This is a genomic window from Agromyces sp. P1_H4 (assembly GCF_056405255.1).
On record NZ_JBFUCL010000430.1, the window covers coordinates 1 to 2705 of the forward strand.

Genomic DNA, 2705 nt, shown 5'->3' on the forward strand with positions numbered 1-2705 from the left:
GCGGCCCGGAGCCCCCAGCGCGCACGGCTGGAGTCGCCGGGCGTGATCCGCGTCGACTCGCCCCGGGACGAGCGGCTCGGACTCGTCGTCACCGCTCCCGGCGCAACCTTCGCCGGCGACCGCCTCATCTTCGACGTCGTGCTCGAGGCCCGCGGCTCGTGGTCGCGTGTCATCCGGCTCGCACCCACGACCCTGCAGGACGAGTTCACGATCGGCGCGGACGGCGACGACTCGGCCGTGCCCGTCGGCCCCGCCCGTCGCTTCCTCGCCTGGCAGTCCCACATGCCGGTGCCCGACGTCGAGGACGACGCGATCGAGCGAGTGATCCTCCAGAGCCAGCAGGATCTCGGATCGCTGCGGATCTTCGACCCGAGCCACCCCGACCGGCCGGTCGTCGCGGCGGGCGCGCCGTGGTTCATGGCCCTGTTCGGGCGGGACTCGCTGCTCACCGCGCTGATGTCGCTGCACGTCGATCCCGAGCTCGCCCTCGGCACCCTGCAGACCCTCGCCGAGCTGCAGGGCACCGCGTTCGACGCGGCATCCGAGGAGCAGCCCGGGCGCATCCTCCACGAGGTGCGGCTGGGCGCCACCACGAACCTCGCCCTCGGCGGCGGCTCGGTCTACTACGGCACGGCCGACGCGACCCCGCTCTTCGTGGTGGTGCTCGGCGAGCTGGCGCGCTGGGGCGGCCTGCACGACGGACAGGACGAGCTCATCGCGGCCGCCGATCGAGCCCTCGAGTGGATCCTGCGCGATGGCGACCGCGACGGCGATGGCTTCGTCGAGTACGCCCGCCTCAACGAGCACGGTCTCGTGAACCAGGGTTGGAAGGACTCTTGGGACGGCATCACCTTCGCTGACGGATCGCTCGCCCGCGCGCCGATCGCGCTGTGCGAGGTCCAGGGCTACGTGTACGCCGCCTACGTCGCCCGCGCCGAGCTCGCCACCGCCCGCGGCGACGACGACACGGCCGCCCGCTGGTACGAGCGGGCGTCGATCCTGAAGCGCCGGTTCAACGAGGCGTTCTGGCTGCCCGAGCAGGGCTACTTCGCGCTCGCCCTCGACGCCGACAAGCGACCGGTCGACTCGTGCGCCTCCAACATGGGCCACTGCCTGTGGAGCGGCATCGTCGACGACGACAAGGCCGGTGCGGTCGCCGAACGACTGCTCTCGGACGAGTTGTTCACGGGCTGGGGCGTGCGCACCCTCGCCTCGGACATGGGCGCCTACAACCCGGCGAGCTACCACAACGGCTCGGTGTGGCCGCACGACAACGCCATCGTGGCCGCGGGCCTGATGCGCTACGGCTTCGTCGACGAGGCCAACCGGATCGTCCAAGGGATGTTCGAGGCGGCGACCCGGTTCGGCGGTCGTCTCCCCGAGTTGTTCTGCGGCTTCGACCGGCGGCGATATCCCGAGCCGGTGTCCTATCCGGCCTCCTGCTCGCCGCAGGCGTGGGCCGCGGCGACGCCCTTCTCGCTGCTGCGCACCACGTTGCGGTTCGACCCGTCGGTGCCCACCGGCGACGTCTGGCTCGCGCCGACGACCTCGGCGGGATTCGGCGACATCCACCTGCGGAACGTGCCGTTCGCCGGCTCCCGCATCTCGATCGATGCGTCGCGACGCGGCGCATCCGTGGTCGGTCTGCCCCCCGGCCTCACCCTGCACCCCGACCCGCGCCCTGCCCTGGTTCCGGTGCCCGTTCGAAGGAACCCGACATGAGAATCGGCATCATCGCCCCGCCGTGGATCCCCATCCCCCCGACGGCGTACGGCGGCATCGAGTCGTTCATCGACACACTCGCGTGCGCCCTCGACGAAGCGGGTCACGACGTGCTGCTCGCGGCATCCGCCGACAGCACCTCCCCGGTGCCGCGCCTGCCCGGATTCGAACCGTCCGACCCAGCCACGATGGGGGTGACCGCCCACGAGCTCCGGCACCTGCTGCGGGCGTTCGCCGCGCTCGACGACGTGGACGTCATCGTCGACAACACGCTCGCCGGGCCGGTGCTCGCCGGGTACGCCAATGGCATCCCCCTCGTCACGGTGGCGCACGGCCCCCTCATCCCGCTCGAGCAGGAGCTGTACCTCGCAGGCGTGCCCGAGGTCACGTTCGTCGCGATCTCCGAGAACCAGGCGTCGCTGGCAGGGCCGGTGCCGATCGCCCGGGTGATCCCCCACGGCATCCAGGTGCAGGACGTCCCGATCGGTCCAGGGGGCGACTCGGCATGCTTCGTCGGCCGGATGCACCCGTCGAAGGGGGTGCCCGAGGCCATCGAGGTCGCGTCCATCGCCGGAATCCCGCTGCGCATCGCGGCGAAGATGCAGGAGCCGGCCGAGCAGGAGTACTTCGACGAGGTCGTGCGCCCCGCGCTCGGCACGAACGCCGAGTACCTCGGCGAGCTCGACACCGATGAGAAGTACGAGCTCATGGGCAACTCGTGCGCGCTGCTCAACCCGATCCAGTGGGACGAGCCGTTCGGCCTCGTCATGATCGAGGCGCTGGCCACCGGGACGCCGGTCGTGGCGACACCCCGCGGCTCCGTACGCGAGATCGTCGAGGAGGGCCGCACCGGGTTCATCCGGTCGCATCCCGAGGAGCTGGCGGCGGCGCTCGCACGGGCGACCGACCTCGATCGCGCCCAGTGCCGCGCAGCGGCCGAGACGCGCTTCAGCGCCGAGCGGATGGCGGCGGACTACGTCGCC

General features: G+C 71.7%; 2 protein-coding genes. Both read left to right on the forward strand.

Features of this window, described 5'->3' with window-relative positions:
- Positions 1 to 1722 (forward strand): amylo-alpha-1,6-glucosidase (locus AC1DY2_RS18370; protein WP_476763722.1); only part of this gene is annotated, 1722 nt, incomplete at its 5' end.
- The coding region (locus tag AC1DY2_RS18375) for a glycosyltransferase (RefSeq protein WP_476763723.1) at positions 1719 to 2705 on the forward strand (987 nt) is incomplete at its 3' end. The genes AC1DY2_RS18370 and AC1DY2_RS18375, both read left to right, overlap by 4 nt.